Genomic DNA, 26,493 nt, shown 5'->3' with positions numbered 1-26,493 from the left:
AAAAAGGAGGTATTTAATGGCATTAAAACTTAGACCATCACAAACCGTTGCAGACGCCGAAGTCGAATTAGCAACACAGGAAGCCCTGGCGGCTGACATTCGTCGTGCCGAAACTGTTCACGCCGCAGTCGTGGAAAGTGATCAGCAGTTGTCTGATGACAGTATCATTGAAGACGATCTTTCGCTGGAAGAACTTGAGCAGGTTCAGGCAAATCTCGAAGCCGAGATGAATGAAACAGCCGCCCAGAATGCCGCTTTGGACGCCAAGCGTGAGCAGATAAAGCGCACCAATGATTTGAGAACCGAAGGCATCCGTATCTCAAATATGGAACGCCAGATGGCGCAAGAAGCGCAGGCAAGGCTTGCAAAGGCTGAAGACGAATTGCGCCAGCGCCGTTTAGATCATAACTTGAACCCGACCCCTTTCAAGGATTTGGAATCCAATAGGCAGCTTATTGAATCCATTCGTCAAAAAGAGAATAAACCTCTCTCAAGCGAACAGCGGAAACAGCTCCAGGCAAATATGAAAACGGCATTTGCAGAGGTCGATAATCGCATCGTTGACTATAGGAATGCCAATTTCGCATCTGCCATCAAACCAGGGGCCACCAAGGTCTTCAACAAGGATGTAGGTAAGACCATTCATGCGGCAGACAAAGCTTCGGCTTTCATCGTCATCCGTCAGATGCAGGCGCGCAAGAGCCATATTCAGAATCTGCACAACGAGCGCGTTAACGAATTGAAATCGAAAGCCGATGAAGCTCGCAAGTTCGACCGAGAAGATCAGGCTTCATATTACGAGAAGCGCATTGCATACGAGGAACTCTGCTATGAGCGTGATACGGCACATGATGTGCTTGCGAAATACGAGCACATCGACGGCAGATCGGATTCTGATCGTTGCAAAGAGCAACTTGAGGACATCAAACAGCTCGAAGCACAGGCGGATGCCATACAGCGTGAATTGGCGACAATGAAGGAATACGAGGTCGCTCTCGAACAGCCTCGCGTTGTCGAAGTTGCTGATCATGATCTCGAAGTTGCTGATGCAGAAGCCGACAAATCATTTGCTGACATCGAATACGCAATGAGCAAAGATGAAGCCGATCAACACGATCAAGCATACGAAGTTGCCATGACAGCCGATGCCGACCGTGATGAGGATGACCCGTATCTAGTTGAAGCCCGTGCCGAGCAGGCATTGGAAGAGCATAACCGGAAACTGGTGGGCGATGAAGAAACTCCGGTTGATGACGACGATTATCTGATGGCGGAATTGCGTGCAGAGCAAGCTCTGGAAGAACATATTCGCAAGATGGAATCCGATGCTGACGAGGATCAGGTTGAAATAGATCCTGACAACCTCAAGGACTCGGATGACCGTTTTCAGGAAGATTTGGACTCCGATGTAGAGACTGAGGAAGCTCATGATCTGACATACGATATGCACGGTCGCATGGTCGAGGAGCCTGTCGAGGTGGAAGTCGATGCCGAGATCGAAAATGTCGACATCCAGGAAGCTGAGTTGGAATCCGAGGTGTCCATTGATGATGAGATTCAGGCTGAAGTCGAAATTGACGCCATGGAAATGGATGTTGAAGAGGCTGAAATCGAAGCTGACCTTGAAGAACCCGAAATTGACGTCGAACAGCCAGAAATCGAACTGGAAGCCGATGTCGACGAAATCGAAGACGACATCGAAATTCAGGAACCCGAAGTCGAGGTGGAACAGCCTGACGTCGATGCAGACGAACCGGAAATCGAGACAGAAGCTGAGGCAGACGCCGAAGTCGAAACAGATGTTGAATCCGAAATGCCAGATCAGGACATCGAAACTGCTGAGGTAGATGCCTCCAAACCCGCATCTGAGATCGCGGATACGAGTGCTGCCAGCAGTGTCGAAGAAATAAATCGCCAGGCTGAATCTGAGGCATCGACCATCGATGACAAGATCACCTCTGATTTTAAACAGGCTTCTGTCAGCGCGGATCAGGAATACGAGCAAGCCACGGAATCTGGTGACATCGATGCGATCCTGGAGGCCGAAGACAAGAAGATGGCGCTCAACCAGGAATTTAACGACTATATGAACGATAGAAAGACCTTCGACGGTCATATGTCAGCAGTTCGTGAAGCGGCGGCCGACTATGCCAAAGCGGAAACCAATGAAGAGAAAGCGACTGCCGCTGATAAGTATGCGGAAGCCCATGATCAGGCACAGGCCACCGTTTCCAAGGCTAAAGTTGGCGATAAGAGCTATGCTGACACCATGGAGAAGCAATTCCATGGCGAAGTGCAAGATCAGATGTCAGCTATCCGTAAGTCTGAACCTGATGCTGAAATGACGGGCATCGAAAGGGCTGTCGAAGAGAGGCAATCTGAAGGTCATTCCGTGCGCGTGACTATGCAGGATGTCGAGGAAACCAAGGCGATTGCTGCCCATTCACAATCTCAGATAGCTCAGCAGGCTGATAGGCCATCGGCGGCAAGCTGATAATTGGTGCCTTGCGCCGACAAGTGGTAAGAACTATAATTATGCTTAATTGCATATTATGCTATTTGTTAAAGGAGATAGGCACATGAAATTATTGAAGGTAGGAACACTAATATTAATGGCATCGGCGGTCAGTGTATCGTCGGTGCCAAGTGTGTTTGCTGGAGGCAGCGGTTGCGCCATTGGTGGAGCTGTAGGAGCTATTGCAGGATCGTTTGTTGGCGGTAACGCACGCAAGTTCGCTCAAATCGGGGGCGGTCTTGTCGGTTGTGGTGCCGGACATGTCATTCAAAAAAAATCCAAGCAGAAGCCTGCAGAAGCCACAGCCAAACAGAAGGCCCCGGCGTCCCGTAATAATGGTAAGGCAACATCTGTTGCTAAGTCGAATACAGGTAAAGCTGGAGCCGCCGCAGGTTCTGCCGTTGTCGCAAACCAAGCCGTAAAACCAGTCGCCGATCCATCTATCCTGTCTGCGCAGGAGCATCTTGCCGCTCTCGGCTATGAGCAGGTTGGAAAGCCTGACGGTTTTGCAGGCAAGGCGACTTCAGCAGCAGTTCTCGCATTCCAGAAAGATAGATCGCTACCAGAGACTGGAACACTGGACGCCACAATGATCGCGTTGATTGCTCAGGCGGCGACAAAAGATGAAACCGGTAGTCAATTGGCGTCGAAGCCTGCTGATGCAGGGATTGATAAGGAGGTAGGCAAGACTTCTGTCAGCGAAGTGACTGAGACGGCAACTGCCAGCGTTGACGCTACTGCGGCTGATGAAATGTCACACGAAGAATACGTGGAGGCAGAACGCGCTGCAGGACCAATTGTCGACGAAGTAGAGCCTGAGATCGCACCTGTTCAGAAATCAGTGCCTTCAAGTGAAACCTCGGTGGCATCGATTACGACTGCTCCCAATCCGAAAGAAAAATCGCCAGCTGCACCAACTGAAGCGAAAGCAGACGTTGGTTCACATGTTGACGACAGTTTCTAAGGAGAAAAGTCATGTCAATGCCACAAGGAAGAGCACTATCAAAATATGAGCTTAGAGGTTTAGTTTTCTGGGCAGAATTATTAATACACGTAGTCCTATTTCATATCCCGTTGCTTGTTGTTGAATTTGTATGGGCTATTTGCTTTGCTGGAAATCCGCATTCTGGAATCGGACCAATTCTCACATTAATCAATATGGGTTATCTAACATGGATCTGCCTAGCTTTTGCACTAACAGCGTTGGTTTACCATGTTCCACTAAAACAAGGTTGGTTCGATGCAATAAAGAATACTGGGCGAACATTTTCAAAAAAGAGGCGCAGCTTTACTATCGGTGTCACTATTCTCTTATGGTATGCGGTTGTTTGGTCGCTAACATGGTTGGTGGCATTTGGAATCTTACCGCTAATAGGCCAAATTTCATTACAATAGTTACGTCATTCTCTATCTTCTTCAAAGACCACAAATTGCAGGCCAATTGAATTCAATAACCAACCCCACTCAATAGTGGGGTTTTCGTTGTCTCACTCGGTTTCCTTATCAGTAATTGTCTTAAGCTGATCAGGTGGGTAATCGGCACCATATTTGGCAATCCTTGTTGCCCTTTTTTCTGCCCTCGCAGCCTTTACCAACCTCGTTGCCTCTTCCAAATCATCGAGTTCTGCAATCTTGGGGTCATCATCAGATTTCGATGTCATAACAAGCCTCCTGGTGACGACCTGAACATCATGGCCGCCAGCTTCCGATAATATGCATCAATTCGGCTTCTTCAAAAAAAGAGAAGTCGACAGTCTCCTCGGCTTCGGAATTGGATTCCTGCATGGTTGGCAGTCCGTGAGACTGCAGAGCATCCCTGAGTTGCCGTGAATCGAGGTCAAGCACGATTTTAGCGGTATTCTCACCAATGTTGCCACTGACGTACCGCTTCAGGACTTCGTCGACGGGTGGTGTGCGAATTCCACCAATCTGAAGGGCTGCATAAACCCTCTCGGTTTCGGTAATCAGACGGCGCGCGACGTCTTTGGCTTTACCATCTTCGAATTCCCGAACTTGGGCATTCAAGGCTTCGATAAACGGTAAAAAGGAATCCAGATCGTCGTGAGTCAGCCAGCCTTTGATAGTTGGAGTCTGCCTTACTGAGTTCAAAGTTGCCGCCCAATTAAGCATGCGAATTCGTTGCACCACATCGCAGATGTCTGTGTAGTCGATGGGCGGGAAGATTTCATTTACATCGGTCATTTGAAACTCTTCAGCTCGCGATACCGCTCAAGCATCGCCTCCGTTTTGTCTGCGAGATCACGGTATTCCTTGACGATGTCTGACATTACATCCTCAGCTGGAAGCGAGAGTTGTCCCCACGTTTCGGTTTCGATCAGTCTGATTTCCTTGGTTTCGTTCAGGCGAATAATAGCGAAATATCCGGCTCCCGTGTTGCCCCAATCGAGGCGCTTAACGGCATAAAGCACGGTAAAATCATCGAGTTCATGTTGCTCTCGCAGATTGCGATGAATTGCTCGGACTTCCATATCCGTCAGGCCATCGACATCTTCAAAAATGGGTTCGATTTCCACCATCTGATCTTGGTTGTGATCGTACTTCAAGCGTCGTCCGTCGATGGGGATGACTGATTGGCTAACAACGATCTCGGCAATATGGCCATCTTTTGTCGCGTGCTCGTCGCAAGCCGTAAAATAGTATCCACCACGAACTCGAAGACGCCCAGGTTGTCCGCAACGCTCGCAGACGAAATACGACCGCTGCTCCGCCAGAACTTTGGCCAACTGGAACTCCTTCTCCCAAGCCTCTAGTTTGCGAGGCCGAAGATTGACTACGACGTCATCGTCGATCTGTTCTGTTTTGTGCTGCGGACGAACTGGGCGGCAATAAAGACGGAGACCACCAAATTTCTCTTTAATCTGAATCACATCAAACCCAACGCTTTCAGGCACAACGCAGTCAACGACGTCAAAAAATCTATCAACGATGTCCACCCATCCAACATCGATCTCCCAGCCGTGGAGCTTAGGCCGCGAGAGGCGAGGGTGTTTGCGTATTAGCTTGGCAAATTGCCATCGCTCACCGATTTGATAGACAGCTGCACTGACCGACATGGTTTCCATGAAGTCTTGATCCATATCGTCATAGAGCGAGGTCCGGATCGGCACGTCAAACTGGTCGCCAATCTGCTTCGCCTTTTCGATGGCCTGTTCGCGTTCCGGGGTGTCGAAATCAACGACGACCCACAGTTGATCCTGCGGCGGTCGATCATCGAGAGATCGGACGTCCATCATTATGAATCTGCCATCAAGATTTTGAGCCACGACACCGAGTTCGCCCGCAATCTTGTGCAATTTTCCAGACATTTGCTTATCTCCTCACTGAGATTACGCCTGCGGTAGGAAGGCCGAAGGGTTTCGTGGGTAGCGAATATAACTCGGTCGTTCACCTGTGACCGTGATGATCCAGTTTTCTGTCCAGGCAACAAATGGATGATATCCGGGCTCATATGGCTGAAGGTTGAAATCCAGATATTGGCGAGCCTCCTCCAGCGATAACGGCGTATCCGCTTTCTCTTTTGGAAGCGCAGGAAGATTGCCAGGCAATAATGCAAGATTCATTGAGACCAGATTCATCGTTGACCACGACAGCACAATAGCTTGCACAGTCTCACCTCCAGCGAGCCGCTGGATCTCCCTGAAAGGGTTCAGTGCATCATATTTCACGGCTATTTTCCTTCCTGCAGATCGACCACAAGATCGCTTCTAAACCCGTTGCCTGACAGTTGTTCCCACCAGTATCCGAGCGGATTGCAGACGATCCGCGTGCGGCCGATTTGGATATCGATTGCATGGTGGGTGTGACCGCATATCCATAAATCTGGCGCATGTTCACTTTCAAAGATGTCACCAAATGCCTCGGCCGAGGATGCGAAAAGGTAGTTTGCTTCTGCGCCCCGATAGATTTCCGGCGTGCATGCTTCATGCGGCAAGTGATGACTGACAACCACCGTTTTGCCATCGAAAGGCTTGGCCAGCTCGCGCCGTATATATTCCGCATTCGAATGATGAAGTTCCAGCATGTCAGAAGGCTCGAAGCGTAGTCCGCTGCGCATACGAATGGATTCAAAGTCATTGAGCATATGGGTGGCCTGTCTCATCCGCGTTGGCAACAGGTTTTTGTCTTTCAGCGACATCAGGAAATCCACCCAGAGAGTTGCCCCGATGAACCTTACGCCATCGATGATGACCGTATCTTCATCCAAGACATACAGGCGGTGATCCCATACTTTCGATTTGGCTTCAGCAAGCTTCAGGATTAGCTGATCGGTTTCAAACGCTGAGCGACGCCCCAAGCTGTCATAGAATTCGTGATTGCCAGCGACATAGACTACTGTCATCTGAAATCGCTCAATGAATGCCTTCGCCGTCTCTTCCAGTTTATCAGCATGCGTCCAATCACCAGCCATGACGGCCAGATCAGCATCAGGCTTCCGGTCTGGAAAATCTCTGACCGTTCCTAACTCTTCATGCAAATCGCTGAAAATCCAAAGGCGCATCACAAGCTCCTGCTGGGTTGGGGGCGGAGATCGTCAGTGTCGATGACCTTGTCCCATGTGAAGCCATTTGTGTAAGCTTCGTGGTCGTATCCGTGCGGATTGCAGACGATCCGCGTCCGGCCTACCTCGATGTCGAAGGCTTCATGCGTATGGCCACAAATCCAAAGATCGGGTGCCATATCGCTATGAAACAGTTCACCGAATGCCTTCTCTGATGACGCAAACAGGTAGTTGTATTTGTTATTCTTATACATTTCTGGAGTGCAATCCGGATAGGGCATGTGGTGCGTCAACACGATGGTGTTGCCATCGAACGGCTCCTCAATCTTTGACAGAATGTGATTTCGGTCTTCTTGGTGAAGCTGAAGCATTCTCCCCGGACTGAACACAAAAGGAGCTAACCTTCTCCAAATCATCTTGAAATCATTCAGAATATGCGGAGCCTCATGGAAACGATGAGCGATCTCCTTCTCGAATTCGGTATCATCAAGGCCTTCTAGACCGTATGCAAAATCGACCCATCCCGTGGCACCGACAAAACGAACGTCGCCCAATACAAGGGTCTTGCGCTGGAGCACATAAACAGGGTGCGCCCAGTCTTCGTCAATCGAGCGTTGAGCGACGTCAAGCATCAGATGAAGCGCACTCTCGAATGAATCCTGAGAATAGTATTCGTGGTTTCCAGGAACAATCACCAGAGGCATGTCAAACTTTTCCACTATATGCCTTGTAAGACGTGGATAGTGGCTTGCCCAAGCAAGGTCGCCTGCACAGACGATGATGTCTGCGTCAGCAGGCGGTACAATATCGTCGAGAGTTCTGAAATCGGAAGAATTGAACTCAAGGTGCAGGTCACTCCAAATCCATAGCTTCATTTGCTGCTCCTAAAAGTTGGTGCTGGGCTTGCAGACGGAATATCGAGCAGACCGCCCTGCCAGCTGAAGTTTGGATTGCCAGTGCCTTTTGGATGGCAGAAGATGCGGGTGTCGCCGACCCGATAATCGAATGTCTCGTGAACATGCCCGTGGACCCAGATGTCGATCTTATGGTCATGAATGAGATCACTCAGATCAGACACAAACCCCGGCGTCAGACTGTTTCGGCCATGAAAACTTGAAATAGAATTTGGATGCGGCGCATGATGAGTTACGATAACGGTCTCCCCATCGAACCGCGTCGATAATTCCTCTTTCAGAAATCTACGGCTATCGAGATGAAGCCAATAGGCATCTTTGGGCGTCATCAGCTTGGGAATTACGTTTCCAAAGACCTCATTGACGTAGACGGCTTGATATTCCGGCATCGCGCCACGCATATTGGCCAACGCTTGGTTTCTATATTTCTCAACAGTCTCGGCATCGGCATTTGGAGGCGCGAGGATAGCGAAATCAGTCCATAGGGTGCTTCCAATGAAACGTACGCCGTCAATGACTAGGGTCTCGTTATCCAGTACACGGATCGGATGCCGTCCGTGTGCATTACCGCTACAATGCGCTGCAATACTCTGCGCTTCAGGCACGGTACCGGTGAGACTTCGACCGATGAAGTCGTGATTTCCCGGCACAAAGATGACGGGCATGTGTGGGGCAATAATCGCTGCCACCCATTGCAGGCCAGCTTCGAGGTCATCACAGATGTCACCTGGCAGTACGCAAATATCAGCCTCTGGAATTCGAAGTTTTGATCCGAATTCGGAAGGCGTTGTTTTCAATAAATGAAGGTCGGAAATCACCCAAAGTCGCATACCGTTTTCTCCTTTCTGGTATTGGTCCCGACTAGGCTGACCTGTCGGCTTGCATACCACCAGGGTTAGAGGCGGAATGAGCTTGAGGATTCCTCCTCTTCATTGATGCGACGGCGGTTCTGTTTGATGGCCTTCGCCCTTTCTTTCCAGACGTCTGTAAGGCCAATCAGGCGGTCGGAAATGGTATTCACAACTTCCTGAGCGTTGATGATGCTGTCTTCCGCCTGTCGGATGAATTCCTCGACCGAGATCGGCTTCAAGCCCTGATTGTCGACCCCGACATCAATCGTGCCAGGCATTCCTACCACCTGACCGTGACTATGACCGAATGCGGCATACGAACCCCGATGCGCCTGGTTCCAGACGTAAGGCGCATAATGAGACAGCATGATCCGCTGGCCATCGTGCTTGATCTCCGCAAAATGGGAAACCGAGACCCAATCCAGTCGGGACAGAGCAGGGAGCAGATCTCCCTTCTTATCGACATCATGATTGCCAATGATCAGGTGCTTGCGGCCGTTGAGCGCGTGCCAGATTTCGGAGACCCGACGCTGTTCGTGCTTCATTGAGAAGTCGCCGAGGTGCCAAACGGTGTCCTTTGGATGAACTACGGCATTCCAAGCGGAAATCATGGCCTCATCCATCTCGTCCACGTGAGAGTAAGGCCTGTTTAGCGCGGTCAACATCAATGGGTGACCAAAATGCGTGTCGGCAGTCAAAAATGTACTCATCCGTCATCTCCTTTTTGCAATCGAAGATGAAAGAGAATGCGCCCCCACTGCGATCACGATGCGCCTTTACTAAATTCATAATCGCTTCTTGTCAAGTTGTTGTGAAGCTGATACGAGGAGCCAAATCCTCTCTCCTCCCAATCACAATTGGCGAATGGCAGATGAGGTCAAAGGAGTTTCCAATGGCTAAGAAGGCAGAAGAAAAGCTAGGGCAGAATGAGGTCCTCGATCCCTCTATCTGGCTTGCAGATCCAGAATCGACATCTCGTGCGATGGAAATTGCAAGCATGCTTAGTATGGAAATTACAGATGGAGCCTCCGCTTTCAACATGGCGAAGGTCCACTTCGCTGAATCCTTGATTTGCGACAACAATCGCGAGGCTGAAGCGCTTACGTCTTATGCTCGTTTCCTGCTATGGGTCGCTGCCTGCTTCGGAAATGCTGAGGCACTCTCTCTATATCTGAGCGAAATCAACGCTTTCTTGCAGGTCTGGAAAAAGTCAGATGTCAAAAACAGCCTGAAGATGGTGCCAGACTTCACCAACACCATCAGGCGTTGGAAGGAGAAGGAACGGGAATTGACAAAAGGAATTCGACTGCGGCCAACTCATCGCGCTGTTCATGATAGGTACGACGAGTCCGTGGAGGCAATTCTGGCAGCGATGGATTTCGATGAGAATTCATCCAAGCCTGAGCTTCGTCCTGTTAGAAAATCATATAAAAGCGCGCCTAAAAAGGCCCGGGATATTACCGTTGTGAAAGAAATCGGTGATGCTGACTCAGGTGAAGGTAAAAATATTCATAAGCGTTTTGTTAACTCAATCGCAATTCCGCTTCCGTTGAAGGGAGTGATGCCTCAAAAGGGTGAGTTCCAAGCTGCAATTAAGAGAGAGTGGCCATGGGCATCAAAAATCGCAGAGACCATTGAGGTTGCCCTCGAACTGCAGAGATCGCTTGGTGTGTCTGTTCCGAAGCTGAAGCCGATGCTGTTTGTTGGCGAACCAGGTACCGGAAAAACGTCGCTGGCTCGTCGTGTCGGCGAAATTTTTGGCCACAAGCCAACTCTGATTTCAGTTGGGGGAAGTGCAGATAGCGCAGGCATTGCGCCCGTAAATCGCGGTTGGGCGGCATCGCGGCCGTCTGCACCATTTCTTGCTATCCATGCTAGCGAAAGCGCGGATGCCTGCCTTATCATCGATGAAATCGACAAAGGGGTTCGCGTCGGCGGCCAAAATGGATCGGCAGCGGGTGCCTTGCTCAGTATGCTCAGTAATCCAGAAATGTGTTTCGACGGCTGTCTGATGGCTAATGTCGATCTCTCTCATGTCACCTGGATTGCGACTGCGAATAGTCTGGATGGCCTACCAGAGGCATTGATCGACCGCTTCCAGATCTTTGTCGTTCATAAGGCATCAGTCGAGCACCTCGACACTATTCTGGCATCAATGAGGAAGCGAATTGCTGTCGAGATGGAAGTCATTCCGGAGTTCCTACCAACACTGGACGGCGATGAATACGGTGCCTTGAAGTCATTCTTCACGGCCAAGGGCGGCTCCCTGCGCCAGTTCGACCGCATGTATCGGTTCATTTTGGGGGAAGCCATGAAGCGCGAAAATTCGAATTCGATGATGATGTAAGGGAGATTGGTAATGGATATCGAAAAACTACTTGAAGAGGCCGTCACCAAGCCATCAGATGATGCGCTGGCATCCGCTCCGTTTCTCGACGGCTGGTGGATCGTTCAGGAAGGCCATTTTTTGCGTGCGCGAGGTCAGGTTGATGGGCATCCATCTATCGATGATCCTTATGTCACGACTAGTCCTCTAATGGGATTCAATGTGGCGGAGGGCTGGATGCGCACCAGATCCCGTTACTACCGCCTTGGTTCACCTATCGATCTCGATAAGCTCAGGCTGGTCAGGGCTATTCCTATACCAGTTGCGGACCATATTCTGGAGCAGATGAGATCGGGGCTATGGAAGGAAATCACGGACGAGAAAGGAAAGGGTCGACTGCATTAGTTATTGAGCTTGAATTATCTCCCTTCAATGAAATAATGACGGCCGACATAGCGGTAATCTTGGGAGGAAACCGAAATGCTAGGACCACGGAAAGAAGGGGATTATCCAGACCGCGATATAGATTGTCAGGAAGCCGTTTCTCTAGGGATTTCCGACTTGATCGAACAGGCAACCCTGTCAGGCGGATCGGAAGCCGAAGCAGCTGCTGCGCTGTCCGGTACGGATATTCCTGGAATCCGTGATTTGATCAATGATGCAGTCGAAGCTGGCTGGTCGGCCGACGAGGCGGCGAGGGCGGTCGCTGAAGTCGCAAAAGGAATGCAAGTCGGGTATGCGGGTACCGATCCGAACGAATAATTGACGTCTACGGGGCAGGGGATGGGCTTGAAGTCAAAAATGCGGTCAATGAACCGTGGTACATACCATCGTGACAGAGATCCGCCGACGAAGAATTCCGGTTACGAGAACAAGGGACCTGAGCTCCGGAACGAGGATTTAGCATTCCTGGGCGGCACAAAGGAGCGCCTTCGGGAGCTCGCAGCGGAACTAAAACCTACAATTCTCACGTTTGCAAAAGGTGGGGTGCGGAAACCTGCGCGGGTTTCATTGCTGCTGAATAAGGCTGGCAGAAAGACGCCTAGCGGCGACTTCTGGAACCCACGTCTTGTTTATTTTCTGCTGTCGGAGATTTTCAAAGGATCGACAAAACCGGAACAAAAGAGACAGTCGGAGGCCAAAATGGATGGGGTAACGACAAAATCGGCAGTCAAGGTGAAGCCGACTTCGAAGCCTCTCACCAACGATGAGATAATACGAAACCGGGCGAGGGCCGAAATCGTGGCTGCACAGCTTTCACAAGACGAGATGAAACGAAGGCTTCAGGCACTTCAAGTGCATTTCAACGACTGAGGGAAGGAAAAGGGGCAGGGGCATGTTGGGGGTGATTTTGGCGGCATCGGTCGTGGCTTGGCAGCCGCCTGCTGAGCAGGTATCGCGACCAGTCATACAGATATCGGGTAAGTGCCGTGGCTGCGGCTGCAAAGGCGGTCCCGGTTGGCGTGTTCATGCGACTGGACAATGTGCCAGTTTTCGAAATCTGGCTCAGAACTGCGGCTCTCCACCTTCAGAAGCCCTTTGCACGTATGAACTCGGCGGTGCGAAGGCCAGGGGAACCTCCTCGTCGTCTTCATTTTACGCACCATCAGACGCGAAGACAGTTAAAAAACCTGTGAAACCCCGTGGATCAATAGCGGGACGCGCATCTGTCATTGATGCCGATACAATCGAAATTCATGGTCAGCGTATTCGGATTTGGGGCATCGACGCACCAGAGGGTGCGCAGACATGTAAAGATGGATCCGGCAGCGAGTATCGATGCGGACAAATCGGTTCGATGAAGCTGGCCAGCTATCTCGATGAGGCGCAGCCGATTATTTGCGCGCAACGCGATATCGATAAATATAGTCGCATTGTAGCATCATGCGTGAATACCTTCGGCCAGGATTTAGCAACGTGGCTCGTCCGGAATGGACACGCTCTCGATTGGCCAATGTATTCAAAAGGAGCGTATTCAGGCGCTCAAAAGGATGCTCAATACCGAAAGGCTGGCATCTGGCAAGGCACCTTTGTCGAGCCATGGGAATGGCGGAAATTGAGCAAGGGCGCGATGTGATGAGGGATTGGTTATTGTTTCTGAAATGGCCTTAGCAGAAAATAGTTAATAGATTCAATGGTTTAATGGCATAACGTATGTTATGGAACTCATCAGGGAGATAGGGTTCGATGTATTGGGGTAGCTGAATTCATTACAGTAAACCGCGATCTTGCAAAACCTGCTCACCCACCAAACACTTTAAGATAGCGACTTGCTCGCTCGACATCTCGAAAAGCTCATCTATGGGATTCTGTGATGGTATAAGCTCCGCCACACCTGCTTTTACAAGGTCGCTGGCAACGCCGTTTTCTATTATTGCTTCAACTGATTTATATGAAAAACGTCTTGGAATCCTAACGCCATCACTCAGAGCTAGGCCATGGGCTACAGCACTGGCTAGCAAAGCATATGCAGTCCTCGGTGTTGGCTTCCGTGGATTATTGTGCGGACGCGTATGAAGTATCCGGCTGATCTGCGTTAGAGGTTTTATCGGTACACTGCCCACGTGCCCGAAGCCGAGCAAAAATTCGTTCAGAACAGCTCTGTCAGGATTATCCTCGGGCGATCCCGCCAATGTCGCAGCATGTCTTTCAAGACTGAAAGGAGCTACTCCCGACAAGTTACCAAGACCTCCGGCAAGATTGGATAATGTGCCGCCCTCGTGAAAACGCTTGTATTCGGCGATCAGAGATGCCTCGCGCTCCAAACATTTCAGCTGATCAGCGGCATCAAACACGCTGTCTATCTTGTATCGGATTGCTCCGCCATCTCGATATATCTTGCGAATGATGTTCGACTTAAAAGGATTTGCCTCACCAATCGGGTGATTTCGCAGTGCTTCCATTTCGTGATCAAGAACACGACGATTGGTACCTTTACCAACATAAAATGGAGTGTCGTCAGGTCGACATAGAACGTAGACGTAGAATTTGCCACCATGTTGTTTCAAAAAGGACTGTACACTGTGGCGATCACCGTAAAATGATGTCATTTTCTTCCAAAAACCAACTTAAAATCAATAGGGTAATAGCATCATGCCCTTTAGGGTAATGGCACCTCAACCGGAAACAAGTCACCGTCACAACCACTGGCGTGCACCCTGATATGGTGTTGGCGACAGAGCCATCTTACCTGAAGCGGAGTTGAGTAATCATCATGGTGGGCATCCACAGACGGATTCCCACAGATCTCACATGATCCTTTGACCAGTTCGCCGCTCCCTAATGCACGCTGAACGGCCACATGCGCGAGATACTTCTGAGGATTCTGACGCCGCCAATTTGCCTGTCGCGTATCGGTTTTCAGATTTAGCTCGTCCATGGCGCATTCTCCAGGTTGAGGGCAATTCTATAAATTCAGCTTGCTCAATATCAACTCTTTGGTTTCCAACGAAAAGTCAATTATTTGCTGTCGATCAGATAGCTGAGACATATTTGCGGACATTGCAACACTGATGATGCTGCCTTCAAGCTGTGTAAATATCTCACCATCGGCATCCAGAGGTGGCCAATCTAAGCTGCCCCAAACATCATGAAGCCAAGTTGAACCATCTGAATACTCGCTTTCGCATTTCCATACGATCAGACGAATTATGCTTTGTGTGGTCTCGGGGGTTCCGAACTCAGATGCGACCGGATCAAACGGCAAATCAGCTAGATAGGATTTCAAATGCGCTGTGTCCGGAGCCACACATATTTCCAGCATCCAATTCCCCTTTTGAAGCTTAGCACGCTCAGGGTCAGACGACGTGAAAAGAAAGGATGCCCCGTATAGGGGCAGAAAATGCTCTGGGGCGAAATTGAATGGCGATGTCCCCGTCCGAGCGATAGGTGACGCCTTGTAATTTGACCACTGATAAAACAAGCGGTCATCAAACTGCTCAGATATCAGCCGGACGGTATCAAGAATTCGCTGCTGGAATTCCCATATAAACCTGTATGCATAACGAACTTCAGTAAGCGTTATATCCAGGCTCATTCAGGCCACCTTTAGCAATTTAATCTGATCTAGAGACCAATTACGGTTCACACTCTTGAGCGTAGATAACGCGTCGATACGCCGTTCCCCACACAAAGCCAACGCTTCAAGAATGTCATCCAGAATTCTGGATTTTGGACCCTTCCGGTGAGCATGGGCGTGAACGACATCAGTGAGCTTCGACCAACTGGTGCCTGAAATATTTGCATGCCCCACAGCTTTTATGGTCTGAGCTGCTAAGTCTGCAGTTCTTCGTTTAATATTCGATCCAAGCCCGCCCACTGCCAAAAAATATAGTTGATGGCGGTCGTTGTCTGGAAACTGTTCGGTGTATGCTTCGATTTCCGCGATCCACTGATCAGAGTATTGGCTAAGCCCCTCACCTAGTTTGGCTTCGACCAAAACGTCAACGAGCACTTCCGGATCACCCAGGCTGAACTGCAGAAAAATGTCCGGTTCAACGAAATCACGCGAAGACAGGCTCCAACGCGGCCAGAATTCGACATTTTGTAACGTTGCAAGCTTGTATGATGGAAGAGCGTGACCGGATGCTTCACGCAAAATTTCCCACAACTCTGGGCCATCGAGATAGCATAGACGACTGAAAACGGAGGCAGTCAGAAAATCTTCTGAGGCTTTAAAAATTTGTCGCCAGCTCAACTTTCCTTCGGCACCAATGGTCTGTGTGCCTAAATCCTTGCTATGTAAAAGCGCTCGCAGCATTGAGACCCCCTCCTCCACGACAACAGCAGTTTTATGAAATAGCGGTTATCTCTTCAAGTTGACCAGAACGTCCATAAGCTCCGAACCTGTCTGAAAAACCTTCGAATTCGCCGTGTAGCTACGCTGGGCTTCGATCATGTCGGTCAGTTCCTGCGCAATATCGACGTTCGAGTTTTCCAACGCCCCAGTCCTGATTTTGCCATTTCCGTTCGATGCTGCAGTTCCTAGCGTGACGTCGCCAGATTCAGCAGAAGGAGAGAACACGTTTCCGCTGATGACAGTCATTTTGTCTGGACTTGCGACATTGGCTATCGCGAGTTGATAACGCGCGAGCATGTCGCCTTGTGCAGAGCGATCATAAACGATGCCGTCTTCTCCAATAACGGTATCGACGGTTGCGCTTGGCGCTTGTCCGTTCAGTTCAGCCGCAGATATCTGATAATCGCCTGCAAGCTGTGTTGATGCTGCAAGATCAAGCGTCATGGTCTGACCGTTGGGTATTGCTATCTCAAGCGTACCACCTTCCAGAAGCCTGCCATTTTGGGGATCAAACCGCATCAGCGACGTGGCAAGAGGTGCGCTACCCGGAGCGCCATAGGGAAATCCGCCAGACGGTGACCCGTCGTCGCGATTGAAAACGGCCACTTCCCAGTTGAAATCCGCGCCCTTGGTAAAATAGACATCCAGTGTCACGGCTCGTCCCTGATCATCATAAGCGATCAAGGACGTCTTATGCGAATAAGCGCTGTTTGCCATATTGTCGGCAGGCGTATTGCCTAACACCGAAGGCTTGATAACTGGATCAGTCGCGGGAAGGTTTAGCGCCGCAAATACCCCCTCATTATCCATCAGGCTGGAGTCGGCCAAAGACATGCTGTCGCTGAAATCGATTGGCCAAGTCTCTCCACTCGGAAGCGTGACATTGAGACTGCCGCCGCTGATTAGAGCGCCTGTTGCCAGATCGAATTGCAGTGTTGTCTGGGCGAGCGGAGCGCTGCTGTAAGGAAATGGAGCTCCAGCCCCGGTGCTTGTCGCGTCAGCCGCGTTATAAACGGCCACTTCCCATGTGTTCGGCCCTGTACGCGTATAATAGACGTCGAGGCCGACATTGTTTGGGAAACCTGCGTAGCCTCGCAGGCTCATCCGTTCAGTCGGGCGGCTTGCGGTGCTGTTCGCGGATGCTGGCAGCTCACCTGCTGCCGTGTCGAGGATCGGTGCCAACGTGGACAGGTTCGTATTGATCTTTGCAGCGGGCGTCGAACCACCCGCTATTGCCTGCGTGAATCCGGACAGATCGACGAGGAAGGGATCATTCGGATCGAATCCAACAATCGGATTGCTACCGATAAGATCCCCCGTCACCGGGTCGAAGTCGAGCTGGACCGAACGCAACTCGACATCGCCGCCCGTCAGGTCGTAGGGAAAACCTGTCGAAGGAGCGCCATCCGTTTCAACAATGGTCACTTCCCAGCGATTATCAGCAATCTTGGTGAAATAGGTTTCCGTGGTCACGAATTCGCCAGCGCTATTCAGGCTAGCCGTCGTCAGCTTGCGGTTCCACGCGCTATACGGGCTGTTCTCCGATGGTGGAACATTGACAATTGCTTGCCCCACGTCTGGACCATTCGCAGGCAGATTCACGGTGAAAGTGCCGTTGGTGGTCGGCTCTGCAGGAAAGCTGCTCTGTCCCAGTGTGATAGGCACCATGCCATCGAAACCGTTACCCGCACCAGTGAACGGATAGGGATAGCCCATGAGCGTAAAGCCAGCCACGTTCACCAGATCTCCATTCTTGTCGGGAACGAACGATCCAGCCCGCGTCAGATAAGGCATGCCACTGGCGTCCTGCACAACGAAGAAGCCATTGCCATCCAGAGCCAGATCTGTCGTTGAACTCGTTGATGTTAATCCGCCCTGCGCACCGATGTTGTGACGCACCTGCGTCAGGACACTGCCGGAATTGTAGTTGCCAGACGTTGATGGCAGCACCAGAGACGAAAACTCAGTCGATCCGCGCTTATAACCATTTGTGCTGGCATTCGCGATATTGTCTGCCACCGCACTCAGTTTATTTGCCTGAGCGTTCATCCCTGAAACGCCCGTACGCATCATTCCGTACAAACCCATAGCTACCCCCGAAGCATGAATGTCTCGGATAACAACCAAAACTTGCACGAACCTTATGCCGAGCACTTGCCAGTTTTAGCGTAAGTGCTACAACAAAATTGGGTATACATCGGGGCAATTTATTATGAAGCGAACTATCCAGCTCGCCGTTTTGGCGTTGACGTGTGGCATTGCCGCGCCAAATTCAACAAACGCGGGCATGCAGCTCGATAAAGACGAAATTTTCGACTGCAATAATCCAGCTTCCAAATTCGAAAACATCGTTTGCTCGAATCCCGGCGTATTCGATATGATTAATCACAATCATCAACGATTTAAGTATGCGCCCTCCCCGCAAGAAGAGTCGGCTATCAAGCTCCGCGAGGAGTATTACACATTGGTCGGTGATCTTGAAAAACTATGCCCACCAGATAACGCCAGGGTTGCTGCGGCATGCATGCAGGACTTTGTTCAAGGGCCAGCAATGTTGTCTTTTGATAAGCGTATCGACGAACTCTATGAAAACGTCTCTGATATCGAAGGCGACGAAGAGTGTGACGGCTGCGAGGAAATTCCTGCCGAAGAGTCGGTTTCCAACACGGCCGCCAGTTCGTTTCGAGTTGATGATCCAAGCGACCAATCGCCAATGGATTTTGTTCGTCGCCTACAAGAAGACTCGACTGCAAATGCTCAAGACGAGGTTGCCAAATTTTTTAACGATTTCTGGTCCGGCTTGGGCGCAGGTAAGTCCTCGGCATCCGACCAAAATAGTGAACCCGATACCGGTTGGGACGTTACAGAGAAACCTGAACCATTAACTGGGGCAACCACACGGTTTGCGAGGAAAATATTTGATTACGAGGGAGCGTCTATCGAGGTTGCCCTATCGTGCGATGCGTCGAAGAAGCAGATTCTGTTTTCCGCAACTGATCGAACAGACGCTATAAATGAACTGAATATTCCGAATGCTGCGACGCATATGGCAGAGGTCAAAACCCGCTTTTTGCCCTCCCCACCAGGATTCCCGGACAACGAGGTGTTTAATGGCGGCGCTCAGTCTTTCGGGCGCACTTTTACCTTGATCGGGTTCAATCCGAACAACTGGGGAATTGGCTTCTGTCAGAGCGGCCCCGGATATGCACCGAATTCCCCCTTCTGTCAGCAAAAGGACGTATCGCTGCCTGACCAAATTAGAAAAGCAGCTCAGAAAAATAACGCCAGTATAACCGATCTAGCGTTCAAAAAACGCGATTTTGTTCCCGCGAAATGGTCAGATTTTGATGAAATCCGTTATAGCCTTCGCACAGTATGGGGCAACCCAGCAGCGGGCCAAACGGTTCCTCAGCAATATTTCTTTTCAATCTTCCCAAATAAGCAACCGTTGAAATCTCTCTTCGATATGTGTGAGAGGCATGAAGACAGATGCGTTGCAATTGCTGGCGAAAAAGAAGCTAAGGCGTGCAGAAACGCATTGCTTAAGGAGATGACCAATGGCTAAGCTTTCTCCATATTTGTTGATGCTGGCAGCCATTCTCTCATCTGGCGCATCAGCTGGTCAGTTTGACGCTTCCAATGCTTCTTGCTCCGAACAGCGCGTTTCGACGCCTCCCGTCCTTTTTGGAAAGATCGCCTTTGCGGACGGGCCACACGAGGTGGTTTGTAAACTTCGTGAATCTGGCTATGCAAACGGCACAGTAACGTTCGACATCAACAATTACCGAATGTTGGAACCCAGACCGGTCACAATTGGAAAACGGACCTATCAGGAAATAGTGAACTCATTCTGGGCATCCGCTGGCAAACTGGCGAAGAGCTCCAAAGTCGAACATGTTCCATATCGTGAAAATTTCAATTTCCGAGGGCAATCACTCGACTATTACGTCCAAGGTGGCCCCAAGAACGTTTTCACTGGCACTGTCGTTCCAGTAATTGAAGCCGCTGATATCGATTGGGAAGGCGTCAAGTTTTACGGTCGGTTCCAGTTCAATCAGGAAATGGAGCCATTTTCGTTCGCGATTAACAGGATTAAGCGTGGTGATCCGGTAATCATCCATCCTTGGATGGGTAAACGCGTGCTCGAAACTGCATTCTTGAGTGGGATCTCTTTATCTTATGCCAAGGACGACAAGACTGTGACCCCAGCTGTGGCAGCTGAAACAAGAAGTGTCGCCCTTAAATTATTCAGGGACCTTTACACTCGTTACGGTGACAGAGTGAAATTCGGGCGATCTAGCGATGGTGCCGATGCGGTCCTGGAAGATAGCGGGGCTGTCTACAAGGTTTCATACCGAGAACGGGGCAATATCTTTGCAGACTTAATCGTCGATATTGGGCGCAAACCTCGGTAACTTATTGCCTGGAAGGGGTTTTATATACGTCCGATTGCAGTTGTAATTGCTATGTATAACCTCGCCATCATCACCAATAGTCATTGAAACTTTCCCCATTTGAAAGGAGATAAACCAATCTCCCCTTCAATTAAAATTTGGCCACCGCTGGCTTCTCCTTCTCGGCAGCGCGTTCGGCCTCTCTGCGCAGGCGTTCCCGTTCAGCGGCCGCCTTCTCTCGCGCCTTGGCGTCAGCTTCACGAACTTTGTTTTCAATCGTGCCAGCCGGACGTCCAAATGGTCTGGCGGCATCTGGACGGCGCTTCTCTGGCTCTGGGCGCGTGAATGCTCTAACAGGCGTCGGAGTTGTCGGCTTAGAGACGTCTACCTCTGCAGGTTTCTTGAAATCAGGCTTGGTGAAAGCAGGCGTCTGAACTGACTTCTTTTCCGAATTCCTTATGGCCTCGACTAGCCTGCGCTGATCCGCAACTGCCTCTTTCTGCTTATCCAAGACTTCCTGACGACGAGTCTGGATATAAGCAATCTGCTTGTCGCTGAATCCGGTATCCCTGAAAGCTTCAGGCTCCCATTGACGGATATTTTCTTTCGCAATACCGACCTTCTCGTAAGCGGCGTTCCGCATATCGTCGAAGTGTGGGTGTGCTGCCTTGAATTCCTTGGCGGCGGCGACGATGTTCTCCGTCTTATAACGTTCGAGATCGGTATCCGACACCTTCAGGAGCTCATGAGGCCGATCCGTTGCCATCGTCATGACCTTCTGCACGATGTCTTTGTCGATATCAGCTGGCCAACGAACGGTGCCGTTGAGCTTACCAGCATCGGCCTTCACAACATCATTCCAATCCTTGTAGAAAATTGGAAGAGATGCGTCTTTGGCTTCTGCCTGTGGGTTTCCACGTTGGATGGCCGCCATGGCTTTGTCACGGAAACCATATCCGGCGATGTCATTATCCATTGCCACCGTGAACTTCGCATTCGGATTCTTTTTCGCCAAGATTTCAATGGCTTCCTCGGCAACATTGGACATTCCACCCGATACTGACAGGTATAAGGTCTTGTTCTTCTCACACCAGCCATCGGAGAACTGATTTCTCTCTTTGATTGTCCAGTCCTTGGCTTCTGCAGGCAAATTATTCTTCTGCCAATGAGATAAGGAATCAACACCGGACTCGCAGATGACTACATGCTCGATATCAGGCGACTTCTTAAATCCCATCATTGCGACACCCTTCCCGCCAAATTGTGAGAAGCTTGAAGTCATGGCGTCATTGCCACTACGAGTGGTAGCCGGAGGAAGTTTTGTCTCTATGCCCGTCACCGTGCCGTAGCGGATGACGTCTCTATGAGCGAAAGACAGCCCGTCTTTCCAGTCTTTGGAACTGTGGTCGTAGAAAGCAGATCGACGAACATCGTTTTTGAAAACCAACATCGTGGTGCGGTCGAGAGCGCGCTCTTTCGGGTATTTATCGGTGATACGGGACTCTTCGAGGACGTGTTTCCATTCGTATTCAAACATCGTCTTGCCAGCATTGATTACCTCAAGGGCTGCATCCGCACGCTTGATCTCTTTTTCCGTGGCATCAGGTTTCTGCCCTGCAACCAGTACTCTGTTCCACTTTTCTGCAATCTTGGCCCTCTTCTCGACATCGCCAAAGGCACCTGACAGCTTACCCTCCTCTATTGCCTGCTGAAGCTTATCAAGGCCGTCCAAACCTCCGTACCCAGCCTTGAATGACGAAACCGATGTTTGCTGCTTGATCGAATGCTCATAAGCCGCCCAAATTTCCTTGGGCTTGGGGTCCTGGACGATGCGCATAGCAAGCGCTTCACTCTGCATCTGGCCATTACGAACAGCATGAAGTGGGAATTTCTCTGAGAGCAGAGCCTCGGCGGCCAAGTAATCTTTTACGACGCCTTTTTTGATCAGCCAGGTTTCCAGACGACCACTCTGACCGGAATCATTCCACTGGTTGTAGATCCAGTTTCCATCCTTCATGCGGGACATATTCCAGACATTGTTGGGTTTCCCGTTCGTTACGCCATCGCAGAAGGCCAGTGACATCGCCGTCGATTTCTGCTTAGGATTTGGAACCGCACCATGTTCAATCATGAACATTTCCAGTTCATTCCGATATCTGGTTTCCAGATCGACATCCCATTTCACGCCCGACGCCGGGATGTCCATTCTCATTTTCTCTAAGGTCTGCTCAGTCACGTTGTATCTCCTCTTGATGTCGTTCAGCTCCTCCATGGTTCGCTGATTGATAGTGATTGAATTCGTGTTTTTAGCATTGCTGGAAGCAACACCATTGACAAATGATTTTGAATAATTCTGGTTAGCGTTATCGCTTGAAGACTGTGGTTTGCCGTTCGTCAAATTCTGGATATCGTATTGAGACAAAGTACCTGACACCGATGCAGCACTTCTCATGCTGTCAAGACGGGCTTTATTGTCGATAATACGGCGTTCCAGATCGGCTTCGGTCAGCCTGCCCTCCTCGCGCAACTTTTCGATATGGGTCTGAAAGCGGTTCCCGTCTGCCAGAAAAGCATCAAGGCCGTCTTTGGTCTTGTAGAAACTGAGGTCAGAAAAGTTCGATTTGCTCTCAGATGTAGACGCTTCGAAGATCAGACGATTCATGTAGTCTTCTTCGGTGAGTTTATAATCCTCCTCGTTGAGGACGACGTCTTCCTTGTCCTCTGGATGTGGAATGATCAGTTTGCCATCTTCATCCCGAATAATCAGGGCATCGCGCACCATGGCGTTGACCTCCATGCGGCCGACGTTGACGACCATCTCAGCATCATGACGATGACGGGTGAGGCCCACATATGCGAGACGATAATCAATGCCATTGATATTAGCGACGAGACATCTATTGACCGTTGTTCCCTGAGCGGCATGCACGGTGACGCAATATGCATGCTGCAATACTGGTAGTGGCTTGCGATCTGCAAAACGGTCTTCGGCTGCCAATTGTGATGGGGTCACAGTTGTAAGAATTTCTGGATGCTTTTGGGTCTTATCGAAACGCAGTGTGATAAGTGGTTCCTGACCCTTGCGCGGGGTCACACGTTCAACTGTCGCCATGTCAGAGTTGTTGACCATCAGCCCGCTCGCCGCATTCACAGTAAATTGCTTGCCGCCGAAAATAACCCGCTCCCCTGCCCTTAGCCTCAGCTTGTGGCCGACTGTGTCCTCTTTCTCATCGCGTCGATAGGCATCAAACTCGACTTCCACATCCCCAAAGTGGCCTGCCTTGATCATGGCACGGCGGATATTCTGATTCAGCGCATGGACGTCCTTGTTTCGATTTGTGACGACAAGGCATTCTTTAAGATTGCCCTTTTCCAATTGTGCATTCCGCAGATAGCGCTGCGCGACTTCCGTATAGGCATCCCCCGCCGTCTTGGCGAATATTATGCGGCCCTCTTCCTGATAGATACCGAGAGCTTTGGCGATATGGGGGTCGCCTTTGTGTTTCGCAGGCTTCTTATTTGGATCGTCAGCGTTGTCCCTGGAACCTTCTGGATTCTTGTTATTAAGACCTTCGAGGCCGGACTTTACGAACTCGCCGGATGCCTCGCGCATGCGGGCGGTCAGACGTTTAGTCTCCTCATTGGTATTGTCATTCTGGCGGACAATATTATTGAGGCGGTACCCGCCGTTCATTCTGATAGCGAGCGATAAAGGATCTCCAGCTGAGACTGGTGCCAGCTGCTTGGTATCACCTTGAAGAATAAGACGGCCACCAACAGCTTTAACTGCTTCCAGAATGTACTGGGCGTCTTCGATACCCATCATACCTGCTTCGTCGACAACGATGACGGTGTTTGCATCGATCATGACCTTGCCAGCCCGGTGTTCTGCAATAAACTTAGCGGTCGCAAAAAATGCATCATTGCCAAGTGAGATGTCATCACGCAAAATGCTCGCGGCCTTCCATGACGGACTGAGCCCAAGCATGCGTCTTCCAGCGGTTTTCACAGCTTCGTGGACTGTGGACATCGAAAACGTCTTGCCAGTGCCTGCACTGCCTTCTACGCAGACCACCTGCTGTTTACACGACAGCACATATTTATACATGCCAACCTGCTCTTCATTGAGCATCTTATTGGTCTTCGGATCGGCATCATGCTTGGCCTGCATTTCAGCCAATGCATCTTCGATTTCCTGATCTGAACGCATCGGTTTCATCTCTGGAGAGTTCTTGATGTCGAGCAGGAACTGGGTTTCCTTCTCAGCCAGGTGCTTGACCGCCCACTGGATACGCTGATCGGCATCCGGTTCGGCGATATAGAGATGCTTCTCTTTCACATAGCGAACGACTTCTTGGACTTCCTCGAATTTGAATTCTGACACACACGCACGAGCCGTCTCGGCTAGCACGTCAACCTCTGAGACGATTGTTCGATGCCCACCAAGACGCGCTATCGCATTCTGAGCGACACGTTCGATTTTCTCCTCACGCGTTTCCTGTCGGACTTCTTTTTTAGACAGGATCGACATTAAATCGTTATCGCCCAACAGCCTGTTAAAATCCCGCTTCCAATCGCCTTCGAGCTCCTCGATTGGTGGCTGATCGTCTTTCGAGCCTCTGGTACTCTTTGCGGCTATTTCTGCGGCCTCCCGGTTTGAACGGTCTAGGCCTCGCTCTTCCAAAGCGGCGTCGATTTCACGTTTGCGATTGCTAAAATTGTCGACGACGCTGTCAAAGAGAGCCTGATCGCTAGCCTTGATCTTGAGGCCCTTCTCGCCCATTTCGAAGTCCAGATCGCGGAACTCATCCATCTTCTGTAGGCCTTCGATGACCGCAGTCTTAAAGAGGCCGTCCATAACTGGGCGCATGAGTACAAGAGCGTTATTCTCTATAGCACCAATCGTGCCATCCTGTCTTATTGACGATTTCATGATCAAGGCATGCACGTGCAAATTAGGGTCGCCACGTGATGTACCGTCGCCTGTAGGTCTGGCCGTCTGATGGAGATAGAGCGCTGCCGTAAAGTCCTTAACAGGCTCCATCCATTCTATATTTTCCGTCTTCTGCTTTCCTGTCTTCTCATTGATGACAGGCTGGCCATTCGTGTCGAACATTGGCTTCTTGATCACACGTCGCGTCTGAATTTGTCCGGCATCGTACATTGCCTGGAGAGACTTCGCCGCTGACTGTTCGATGACGTTCTCGATCTTTTTGGTAAGCTCCTGATTGCCCTTAAGACGCGCCCAAGACCAGAGCACTGAAATCGGCTTGTCGATGCTGAATGTCAGGTCCTCGCCGACGCGTGGCAGTTTTTTAGGATTGCCATCTTTATCGACCATCTTCTCTGGATGTCGACGAAGGTCATCGAAATACTTGGCGGTCTTGGGTGCCAGGATTTCATTGGTGACTGGATCACGGCCTTCTGCCAGCCTACGAACAACAGCAGATGACAATTTAGAACCCGATTGCACGCCATCCAATATACGCAAGCCGTTGCCGACCTTCGCTTTGGTGCCTTCCTTGACTTTCATGACACTGGCTAATGCCTGTTCGGTTAAAGCAGGTCTGAAGAACGTGCCGCCATAGGTGTCCGATGTACCAGCAGAATAGTAATCACTGCCTGTCTGATTGCGCGAATCCGACTTTTTAAGTGCCTCGATGTCCTGTTCAATGATTACAGTTTCCGAATTAAAATCAATCACTTCATCCGCGCGCGTGACATCGGTCTCCTCGCTGGGATTTTTGGTCAGATAACCAATGAAGTTTACCGGATTAACCCCAACTGCCATATTAGCGACTCCGAGTTTTCTTGCGCTTGTCGACCGCTTCCAGTGCCAATTCAAGGCAGCTATCGAACAACTCGGTGGCCAATAAATATGTGCCGGAATCCTCCAGATCTTTCGCAAGCGTTGCGTCTATACGAAATCGGATTTCGAAGAGTGAGTCATTCTTGAATTCGACCATTTCGAAACTTGTGCCTTCCGGTGTGGCGGCATAAAGCGTCTCGAATGCAGCATCAGTGAAATCCTGTTTCAGGATTTCTGCGACGACGACATTGACGAGTTGCGCTCTCCGATAGCGCTCATAATAGCTTCCACTATTAGAAAAGACGGCAACCCATTCAGGCGTATCAGTATTGCTGTTTCTGTTATAGATCGTGATCATTATTATCTC

The 26,493-nt window shown here is 50.3% G+C and carries 25 protein-coding genes; 10 read left to right on the top strand and 15 right to left on the bottom strand.

All coding sequences use genetic code 11. The features are described from left to right. Window positions 1–16: 16 nt before the first annotated feature. The 3 genes from F9K94_RS21300 (at window position 17) to F9K94_RS21290 (ending at window position 3,910) form a co-directional block, all read left to right on the top strand. Complete coding sequence (locus F9K94_RS21300) at window positions 17–2,494, top strand: hypothetical protein (RefSeq protein ID WP_151648321.1); 2,478 nt, start codon at window positions 17–19, stop codon at window positions 2,492–2,494. 85 nt (window positions 2,495–2,579) lie between these two features. Beyond that, window positions 2,580–3,479, top strand: a complete 900-nt coding sequence (locus F9K94_RS21295; protein ID WP_192799549.1) for a peptidoglycan-binding domain-containing protein — start codon at window positions 2,580–2,582, stop codon at window positions 3,477–3,479. Between the two features lie 11 nt (window positions 3,480–3,490). Then, a complete protein-coding gene (locus F9K94_RS21290; RefSeq protein WP_151648317.1) occupies window positions 3,491–3,910 on the top strand; it encodes a hypothetical protein in 420 nt (139 codons plus the stop codon). Between the two features lie 92 nt (window positions 3,911–4,002). Here F9K94_RS21290 and F9K94_RS24505 read toward each other — a convergent pair whose 3' ends face one another. The 8 genes from F9K94_RS24505 to F9K94_RS21255 form a co-directional block, all read right to left on the bottom strand. Further along, complete coding sequence (locus tag F9K94_RS24505; protein ID WP_192799548.1) at window positions 4,003–4,176, bottom strand: hypothetical protein; 174 nt, start codon at window positions 4,174–4,176, stop codon at window positions 4,003–4,005. A 28-nt stretch (window positions 4,177–4,204) separates the two neighbouring features. Next, a complete protein-coding gene (locus tag F9K94_RS21285; RefSeq protein ID WP_151648315.1) occupies window positions 4,205–4,717 on the bottom strand; it encodes a hypothetical protein in 513 nt (170 codons plus the stop codon). Further along, window positions 4,714–5,841, bottom strand: a complete 1,128-nt coding sequence (locus F9K94_RS21280; RefSeq protein WP_151648313.1) for a hypothetical protein — start codon at window positions 5,839–5,841, stop codon at window positions 4,714–4,716. The genes F9K94_RS21285 and F9K94_RS21280 overlap by 4 nt, the downstream gene beginning before the upstream one ends. Before the next feature lie 21 nt (window positions 5,842–5,862). Then, window positions 5,863–6,201: a hypothetical protein gene (locus tag F9K94_RS21275; protein ID WP_151648311.1), complete on the bottom strand. Its 339-nt coding sequence runs from the start codon at window positions 6,199–6,201 to the stop codon at window positions 5,863–5,865. A gap of 2 nt (window positions 6,202–6,203) precedes the next feature. Beyond that, window positions 6,204–7,034, bottom strand: coding sequence for a metallophosphoesterase (locus F9K94_RS21270; protein ID WP_151648309.1), 831 nt, complete (start codon window positions 7,032–7,034; stop codon window positions 6,204–6,206). After that, window positions 7,034–7,909 (bottom strand): metallophosphoesterase, encoded by an 876-nt coding sequence (locus F9K94_RS21265; protein ID WP_151648308.1) that lies wholly within the window; start codon window positions 7,907–7,909, stop codon window positions 7,034–7,036. The genes F9K94_RS21270 and F9K94_RS21265 overlap by 1 nt, the downstream gene beginning before the upstream one ends. Continuing rightward, window positions 7,906–8,778: a metallophosphoesterase gene (locus F9K94_RS21260; RefSeq protein ID WP_151648306.1), complete on the bottom strand. Its 873-nt coding sequence runs from the start codon at window positions 8,776–8,778 to the stop codon at window positions 7,906–7,908. Before F9K94_RS21260 ends, F9K94_RS21265 begins: the two co-directional genes overlap by 4 nt. 65 nt (window positions 8,779–8,843) lie before the next feature. Further along, on the bottom strand, window positions 8,844–9,509 hold the full coding sequence (locus tag F9K94_RS21255) for a metallophosphoesterase family protein (RefSeq protein WP_151648304.1): 666 nt from the start codon (window positions 9,507–9,509) through the stop codon (window positions 8,844–8,846). A gap of 182 nt (window positions 9,510–9,691) precedes the next feature. Between F9K94_RS21255 and F9K94_RS21250 the strand changes: the two genes are divergently transcribed. From F9K94_RS21250 to F9K94_RS24730, 5 genes are all read left to right on the top strand, one after another. After that, window positions 9,692–11,146, top strand: a complete 1,455-nt coding sequence (locus tag F9K94_RS21250) for an AAA family ATPase (protein WP_192799547.1) — start codon at window positions 9,692–9,694, stop codon at window positions 11,144–11,146. Window positions 11,147–11,158: 12 nt separating this feature from the next. After that, window positions 11,159–11,530, top strand: a complete 372-nt coding sequence (locus F9K94_RS21245) for a DUF6634 family protein (RefSeq protein ID WP_151648299.1) — start codon at window positions 11,159–11,161, stop codon at window positions 11,528–11,530. Between the two features lie 75 nt (window positions 11,531–11,605). Then, window positions 11,606–11,887, top strand: coding sequence for a hypothetical protein (locus tag F9K94_RS21240; protein WP_151648297.1), 282 nt, complete (start codon window positions 11,606–11,608; stop codon window positions 11,885–11,887). Window positions 11,888–11,914: 27 nt separating this feature from the next. After that, the gene (locus F9K94_RS21235; RefSeq protein WP_151648295.1) at window positions 11,915–12,439 is read left to right on the top strand and encodes a hypothetical protein; all 525 of its coding nucleotides are present in this window, start codon (window positions 11,915–11,917) and stop codon (window positions 12,437–12,439) included. A 22-nt stretch (window positions 12,440–12,461) separates the two neighbouring features. Further along, a complete protein-coding gene (locus F9K94_RS24730; RefSeq protein ID WP_235920662.1) occupies window positions 12,462–13,202 on the top strand; it encodes a thermonuclease family protein in 741 nt (246 codons plus the stop codon). A gap of 133 nt (window positions 13,203–13,335) precedes the next feature. Here the strand turns inward: F9K94_RS24730 and F9K94_RS21225 are convergent, their stop codons facing one another. From F9K94_RS21225 to F9K94_RS24720, 5 genes are read right to left on the bottom strand one after another with little or no spacing between them, the layout of a single operon-like run. After that, window positions 13,336–14,175 (bottom strand): GIY-YIG nuclease family protein, encoded by an 840-nt coding sequence (locus tag F9K94_RS21225; RefSeq protein ID WP_151648293.1) that lies wholly within the window; start codon window positions 14,173–14,175, stop codon window positions 13,336–13,338. Window positions 14,176–14,225: 50 nt separating this feature from the next. Beyond that, window positions 14,226–14,504 (bottom strand): hypothetical protein, encoded by a 279-nt coding sequence (locus tag F9K94_RS24725; protein ID WP_151648291.1) that lies wholly within the window; start codon window positions 14,502–14,504, stop codon window positions 14,226–14,228. 27 nt (window positions 14,505–14,531) lie between these two features. Next, a complete protein-coding gene (locus tag F9K94_RS21215) occupies window positions 14,532–15,161 on the bottom strand; it encodes a hypothetical protein (protein ID WP_151648289.1) in 630 nt (209 codons plus the stop codon). Then, the gene (locus F9K94_RS21210; protein ID WP_151648287.1) at window positions 15,162–15,884 is read right to left on the bottom strand and encodes a hypothetical protein; all 723 of its coding nucleotides are present in this window, start codon (window positions 15,882–15,884) and stop codon (window positions 15,162–15,164) included. It lies immediately after the preceding gene. A gap of 45 nt (window positions 15,885–15,929) precedes the next feature. Further along, entirely contained in the window at window positions 15,930–18,011 is a 2,082-nt protein-coding gene (locus tag F9K94_RS24720) for a flagellar hook-basal body complex protein (RefSeq protein WP_151648285.1), read from the bottom strand. Between the two features lie 124 nt (window positions 18,012–18,135). On the opposite strand from F9K94_RS24720, the gene F9K94_RS21200 reads away from it, so the two are divergent. Beyond that, complete coding sequence (locus tag F9K94_RS21200) at window positions 18,136–19,488, top strand: hypothetical protein (RefSeq protein ID WP_151648283.1); 1,353 nt, start codon at window positions 18,136–18,138, stop codon at window positions 19,486–19,488. Then, the gene (locus F9K94_RS21195; protein WP_151648281.1) at window positions 19,481–20,338 is read left to right on the top strand and encodes a hypothetical protein; all 858 of its coding nucleotides are present in this window, start codon (window positions 19,481–19,483) and stop codon (window positions 20,336–20,338) included. Before F9K94_RS21200 ends, F9K94_RS21195 begins: the two co-directional genes overlap by 8 nt. A 130-nt stretch (window positions 20,339–20,468) precedes the next feature. Here the strand turns inward: F9K94_RS21195 and F9K94_RS21190 are convergent, their stop codons facing one another. Both F9K94_RS21190 and F9K94_RS21185 read right to left on the bottom strand, forming a co-directional pair. Next, on the bottom strand, window positions 20,469–26,108 hold the full coding sequence (locus F9K94_RS21190) for an AAA family ATPase (protein ID WP_151648279.1): 5,640 nt from the start codon (window positions 26,106–26,108) through the stop codon (window positions 20,469–20,471). A gap of 1 nt (window position 26,109) precedes the next feature. After that, complete coding sequence (locus F9K94_RS21185) at window positions 26,110–26,484, bottom strand: hypothetical protein (protein ID WP_151648277.1); 375 nt, start codon at window positions 26,482–26,484, stop codon at window positions 26,110–26,112. Window positions 26,485–26,493 lie beyond the last annotated feature (9 nt).

The organism is Brucella tritici, assembly GCF_008932285.1.
Taxonomy (GTDB): Bacteria; Pseudomonadota; Alphaproteobacteria; order Rhizobiales; family Rhizobiaceae; genus Brucella; species Brucella tritici.
This window is presented reverse-complemented; position numbering and strand designations above follow the sequence as displayed.